This is a genomic window from Cyanobium sp. HWJ4-Hawea (assembly GCF_024345815.1).
GTDB lineage: Bacteria > Cyanobacteriota > Cyanobacteriia > PCC-6307 > Cyanobiaceae > Cyanobium_A.
This window is the reverse complement of record NZ_JAGQBV010000087.1, coordinates 1-6,114: the sequence shown is the minus strand read 5'-3', so window position 1 is coordinate 6,114 and position 6,114 is coordinate 1. Positions and strand designations below refer to the sequence as shown.

General features: G+C 54.5%; 5 protein-coding genes and 2 pseudogenes. 5 read left to right on the top strand and 2 right to left on the bottom strand.

What is annotated here, in order from left to right; genetic code table 11:
* From KBY58_RS12710 to KBY58_RS12700, 3 genes and pseudogenes are all read left to right on the top strand, one after another.
* The coding region (locus KBY58_RS12710) for a bifunctional aconitate hydratase 2/2-methylisocitrate dehydratase (RefSeq protein ID WP_255004684.1) at nt 1-1,670 on the top strand (1,670 nt) is incomplete at its 5' end.
* Between the two features lie 153 nt (nt 1,671-1,823).
* Nucleotides 1,824-3,032: a hypothetical protein gene (locus KBY58_RS12705; protein ID WP_255004683.1), complete on the top strand. Its 1,209-nt coding sequence runs from the start codon at nt 1,824-1,826 to the stop codon at nt 3,030-3,032.
* 72 nt (nt 3,033-3,104) lie between these two features.
* Nucleotides 3,105-3,305, top strand: a pseudogene (locus tag KBY58_RS12700) (hypothetical protein); the annotation flags it as partial.
* Nucleotides 3,306-3,350: 45 nt separating this feature from the next.
* Here KBY58_RS12700 and KBY58_RS12695 read toward each other — a convergent pair.
* On the bottom strand, nt 3,351-3,617 hold the full coding sequence (locus KBY58_RS12695) for a hypothetical protein (protein ID WP_255004681.1): 267 nt from the start codon (nt 3,615-3,617) through the stop codon (nt 3,351-3,353).
* A 38-nt stretch (nt 3,618-3,655) separates the two neighbouring features.
* Nucleotides 3,656-3,865, bottom strand: a complete 210-nt coding sequence (locus KBY58_RS12690) for a hypothetical protein (protein WP_255004680.1) — start codon at nt 3,863-3,865, stop codon at nt 3,656-3,658.
* On the opposite strand from KBY58_RS12690, the gene KBY58_RS12685 reads away from it, so the two are divergent.
* Complete coding sequence (locus tag KBY58_RS12685) at nt 3,853-5,037, top strand: hypothetical protein (protein ID WP_255004679.1); 1,185 nt, start codon at nt 3,853-3,855, stop codon at nt 5,035-5,037. The two genes, KBY58_RS12690 and KBY58_RS12685, sit on opposite strands and share 13 nt — an antisense overlap.
* Nucleotides 5,038-5,450: 413 nt before the next feature.
* Nucleotides 5,451-6,114: pseudogene (locus KBY58_RS12680) on the top strand (radical SAM protein); the annotation flags it as partial.

Genomic DNA, 6,114 nt, shown 5'->3' with positions numbered 1-6,114 from the left:
CCGGCGAACCAAATGCCGGTGAAATCGTGGCCTGCTTTGAGCTCAAGCCCAGCACGATCACCGATGAGGTGCGCGCCGGCGGCCGCATCCCCCTGCTGATTGGCCGCTCCCTCACAGACAAGGTGCGTTCCCAGCTGGGCCTGGCCCCATCGGAGCTCTTCATCCGCCCGAGCGCCCCGGCCGACACCGGCAAGGGCTACACCCTGGCCCAAAAGATGGTGGGCAAGGCCTGCGGCCTGGCGGGCGTGCGCCCAGGCACCAGCTGCGAACCGCTGATGACCACCGTGGGCTCCCAGGACACCACCGGGCCGATGACCCGCGATGAGATGAAGGAGCTGGCCTGCCTGGGCTTCAGCGCCGATCTGGTGATGCAGAGCTTCTGCCACACGGCCGCCTATCCCAAGCCGGTGGACCTCAAAACCCACGCCGAGCTCCCCGATTTCATGGCGTCCCGAGGCGGAGTGGCCCTGCGCCCCGGCGACGGCATCATCCACAGCTGGCTGAATCGCATGCTGCTGCCCGACAGTGTTGGCACCGGGGGTGACAGCCACACCCGCTTCCCCCTGGGCATTTCCTTCCCGGCCGGCTCAGGCCTGGTGGCCTTTGCCGCCGCCATCGGCGCCATGCCCCTGGACATGCCCGAATCGGTGCTGATCAAATTTTCAGGCTCCCTGCAGCCGGGCGTCACCCTGCGCGATGTGGTGAATGCCATCCCCTACGTGGCGATCCAGCAGGGCCTGCTCACGGTGGAAAAAGCCGGCAAGAAAAATGTATTTAGTGGGCGGATTATGGAGATCGAGGGCCTGCCAGACCTCAAGCTGGAGCAGGCATTTGAGCTGACAGATGCCACCGCTGAGAGGTCCTGTGCCGGCAGCACGATCAAGCTTTCCGTGGAAACGGTGAGCGAATACCTGCGCAGCAACGTGGCCCTGCTCAAAAACATGATTGCCCGGGGCTATAGCGATGGCCGCACCCTGGCCCGCCGCATCAAGGCGATGCAGGCCTGGCTGGCCAATCCGGTGTTGATGGAGGCCGACGCCGATGCCGAATACGCCGCCGTAATTGAAATCAACCTCGATCAACTGACTGAGCCGATCCTGGCCTGCCCCAACGACCCCGACAACGTCAAATTGCTCTCCGATGTGGCGGGAGAAAGGATCGATGAGGTATTCATCGGCTCCTGCATGACCAACATCGGCCATTACCGCGCCGCCGCCAAGGTGCTGGAGGGCCAAGGTGCCAACTCGGCGCAGCTGTGGGTATGTCCCCCAACCCGGATGGATGAGGAGATGCTTAAACAGGAGGGCTACTACGCCACCTTTGAGGCGGCCGGCTCCCGCATGGAGATGCCGGGTTGCTCCCTATGTATGGGCAACCAGGCCAGGGTCGAGGAGAACACCACGGTGTTTTCCACCAGCACCCGCAACTTCAACAACCGCCTCGGCAATGGCGCCCAGGTGTACCTGGGCAGCGCCGAACTGGCCGCCGTATGTGCCCAGCTGGGCCGCATTCCCTCCAAAACCGACTACCTGGCTGTGGCAGCAGCCAAAATCGACCCCCATAGCGCCGAGCTCTACCGCTACCTCAACTTCGACCAACTGGCGGGCTTTGCAGACGAGGGCCGGGTAATGAGCGCCGAGCAGGAGGCCAAAGTGCTGGCAGAGGTCTAAGACGCGCCTGAACCAGGAAACCCTGCTGTTTGAACCTGCCCAGCTACAGGCCAAAAACCCAGTTCCCAAAGCCAAACAAGAAAGACAATATGCAGTTATTGCAAGGCGCTCGGGTTCATCAACTAAGCTTGAAAAATACTTTTCAAAGATAAAATGGCAAACTTAGAAAGCAAAACCACATTCCGCCAGCCCTATGTCTCTAAGGCGGTAACGGTTGATTCAAACCTTAACTCGTTGCAAGGCATAAAAATAAATGATTTAACCGCAGGCAATCCTGTATCCACCTACTTACTAACTGGCACGACAGGCAATGCCTTTGCCGCACCAGGGTATGGCGCTCTTTATAGTGGAGCAATAGATGGAGCATCTACATCAACTGGCAGCGGAAGTGGCACCTGGTACAACTTTTCAGTGCCATCAACATGGTCACCACAAGAAACATCGGTCTATGGACCAGACATTCTCACAAGTGGTAGCGGCCCCAATGGCATAGGAGATGTTGCACTGGCCGGCACATGGTTAAACAGCCAAGGAAAAACTATTGGCTGGTACTACCAAGGCAGTATTTCCGCATTAAGTAACGATACGACTGGGGCAGTCTCTAATGGGTTCAAATCCTTCCAGGCAACAGTCAGCGGAACCTCAAATCCTGCAAATTACACATATTTGCACAGTGTAGATGGAGGATACGTAGTTGGCAATTACACTACATCAGACGGAGTTATTGCCCTCACTTTAAATACTGCTCCAGGGTCTGGATCATTTATTTACAATCCCCGCTCCCAAACCCAAACAAACATCAGCTATTCTGACGGAGCCAAATACCACACGACATTTGGCATTTGGGCAAATGACAATAGTACTTACACCATTTCTGGCGGAGCTTCATTCAACGATCGCAAGCTTTTTAGCAAAAAAGCAATATCCCAGATAAAAACTGTTCTCCCAGATGCAACCCTTGGCAAGGGCATGCTCGCAGACGTTGATCCGATAACCGGGACGGCAACTAATATTCACCATTACAATTACGACAACAGCCGGTCGCGAAATATTCTTACTCACTTCCAGGGAATTTACTACGCTGGCGACAATATTTATCAAGCTCCCTATGTTGCCACCACCGCAACCGGCAAACTCTATACCGGCAATGCCTTCATAAAGCGGTTTGATAACGGCCAATTCTCCAAGAATGCAGTATGGCAAAAATTTGAAGCAACCAGTGCGGGTAGTGCACTGATAACCACCTCAGCCGCTAGCGATGGAAACACAGGTGTTTTCAATTCAGGCGCAAATCCACCGCCACCATTTGCATCAACCAGCGATATTCAGCCTTACTTACTCGCAGCGCAAACACTTGTGTAAGCAGTCCCAGCCCTGAACCAGGAAACCCTGCTGTTTGAACCCGCCCAGCCCCAGGTTGGAGCGCTTAAAGCGGTGCTGGCCTTTCCCAGCACCTACACAGTGGGGATCACCAGCCTGGGCTACCAGGTGGTCTGGGCCAGCCTGGCCCAGCTCAACGATCTGGATGTGCGCCCCCTGTTCACCGACCAGGGCGACCCGGCCCACGACTCCCAAGGATGTCGGAGCCCCAATCTCGATCTGTTTGGTCTGTCTTTGAGCTGGGAACAGAATGGCCTGGCGCGGTGACTTTCAGGAAAGGTGCCACTCCTCGGCTGCCGCTCAGGCGGCCAGGATTAAGGGTAGTGGCTGAATTGAATTGGGTTCCTCTGGTGGCTTGTTGATCCACACTTCTGCCGGTTGACGCCAACAGCGGATCTGCCTGCTCCAACGCGATGAATTAGCCCGGCGGGCCTTCTCATAGACGTCAATGCGCTGCTGACAAATAGCCGTAGCGGCGCCACAGTGGCGCAAATGGGGCGTCACTGTGGAGATGCCATGGAGATCTGCCGTCACCGGGCTGTTGTCTACGAGCAGGCACGGCAGCAAAACCCGCGCCGCTGGTCACGATCAACGCGTAGCTGGCATCAACCAAAAGTGGTTTGGATCAATCCACCACCACCTGAGGAAAACAACGCCAAAAAACCTACATTTACGATGGCTGCCTGAGCAGCAGCATCGGCGTCATCCTTCCTGGCGGTCACCGCATCGGATACCCACTGCATACGAATCAATTGACTTAAAAAGTCATGGGTGCTAGTGTAAATCTCAAAATAAGCATAAAATGTCAAACCCAACCTTCTTTCAGCCGTTTGTCTCGACATCAGTCACCATTGACAGCACCGCCAATTCGCTGCAAGGCATCAAGAAAAACCATCTATCTCCTAACTCATACCTTCTGGCCGGAACAACAGGAGACGGCCTTGCCCCTCCGGGCTATGGAGCCCTTTATATAGGCGCCATCGATGGATCATCCACATCCAGTGGAAGTGGCAGCGGCACTTGGTACAACTTTTCAGTTCCTTCAACATGGAATCCACAGCAGACCTCTGCTTACGGGCCAGATATTCTCACAGCAGGAACCGGCCCTGGTGGCATCGGGGATGTGGCACTGACAGGAACTTGGATTAATTCTTCTGGGGTTACAACTGGTTGGTATTACAAAGGTGACATCTCAGCTCTCAATGGTGATACCTCGGGTGCAATTACAAAAGGCTTTCAAAATTTTCAGGCTACAACAAAAAATAATTCTCCTGCCAATTATACCTATCTCCATAGTGTTGATGGAGGATATGTAGCCGGCAACTACACCACAAGCGGTGGCCCGATTGGGCTTACAATTAATGTTGGACCAGGAGCTGGTTCTTTTGTTTTCAACCCACTGACCAATAAACAAACCAACATAACTTACTCAGACAATGCCACATACCACAGCACTTTTGGCATTTGGGAAAATGGTAACAATACCTACACAGTTTCAGGGGGGGCTTCCTACTCTCGAAGATTCTTACGTAATAGAAATATGGTCAATGCTATTGCTAGGGTCGCCAAAATTTTGCCTGATGCCGCCCTGGGCCATGGCATGCTTGCCGACATTGACCCAATTACCGGCATAGCAACCAATATTCATTATTATAATTATAATAATGACAATAACAGATATTCAAGTGTCATTACACATTTTCAAGGCATATACCATATGGGGGATGATGTTTATCAGGCACCTTTCTTTGCTGTCAAAACCAATGGAGAAATCTATGGTGGAAATGCTTACATACACCGCCTGAAGAACGGGCAATTTTCAGACAACGCTATCTGGCAGACATTTGAACCAACCTTACAAGGTAGTGCTTTAGGGCCCACATCAGTCGCAGGTGAAGCCAATACAGGGATTTTTGACGGAGGCCAGCCATTCGCATCGATCGGTAGCACTCTGTCCTATTTTACGGCAGCTCAAATTCTTAAATAGCAATACGACGATGGCGAAACATAATCGCTACTTAAATATCCTCCCAACCTATTAAGCTTTATACCTAAAAGATTAAAAGCATTTAAATAGTTCGAACTATTTCAAGCCAACTCTAAAATCCACTCTTCTTCTTCGCTGTGAATGCGGTACAACTCTTATTTTTGACAGAAAAAGCGTGCCGACCCAACTAGATCAACACAATCACTATAACTCATAAAAGTACCTCGTTACGTCAAAGCAACGCCCTGCTGATGCTGCTGAATTGCCGAAGTTGATGCAAATTCAACCAGCATCCAGCCTATGGTTCAAGCTGCCCTGGTGTCAGTCTGGGAGCAGTCAACTAGCCTCCACCCCTGAACCAGGAAACCCTGCTGTTTGAACCGGCCCAGCCCCAGGTTGGAGCGCTTAAAGCGGTGCTGGCCTTTCCCAGCACCTACACAGTGGGGATCACAAGCCTGGGCTACCAGGTGGTCTGGGCCACCCTGGCCCAGCGCTCCGATGTGGATGTGCGCCGCCTGTTCACCGACCAGGGCGACCCGGCCCACGGCTCCCAGAGGGGTCGCGGTGCCGATCTAGACCTCTTTGGCCTGTCGCTGAGCTGGGAGCTCGATGGCCCAGTGCTGCTCGAGCTACTGGAGCAGCAACGCATCCCAATCTGGGCCAGCGAAAGAGGCGATACCGATCCAATCGTGTTCGGCGGCGGGCCCGTGCTCACCGCCAACCCCGAACCCCTGGCCCCCTTCTTCGATGTGGTGCTACTCGGCGATGGCGAACTGCTACTGCCAGCCTTCATCGACGCCATCCAGGCCTGCCGGCATACCCCCCGAGCCGAACGCCTACACCAGCTGGCCCAGGTGCCGGGCGTGTATGTGCCATCGCTCTATGCCCCCCGCTATGGCTCAGATGGCCAGCTCTTGGGCATCGAGCCAACAGACGCCGGCATCCCCGCCACAGTGGCCAAGCAGACCTGGCGCGGCAACACCCTCAGCCACTCGATGGTGATCACCCCAGAGGCGGCCTGGCCCTCGATCCACATGGTGGAGGTGGTGCGCAGCTGCCCCGAACTCTGCCGCTTTT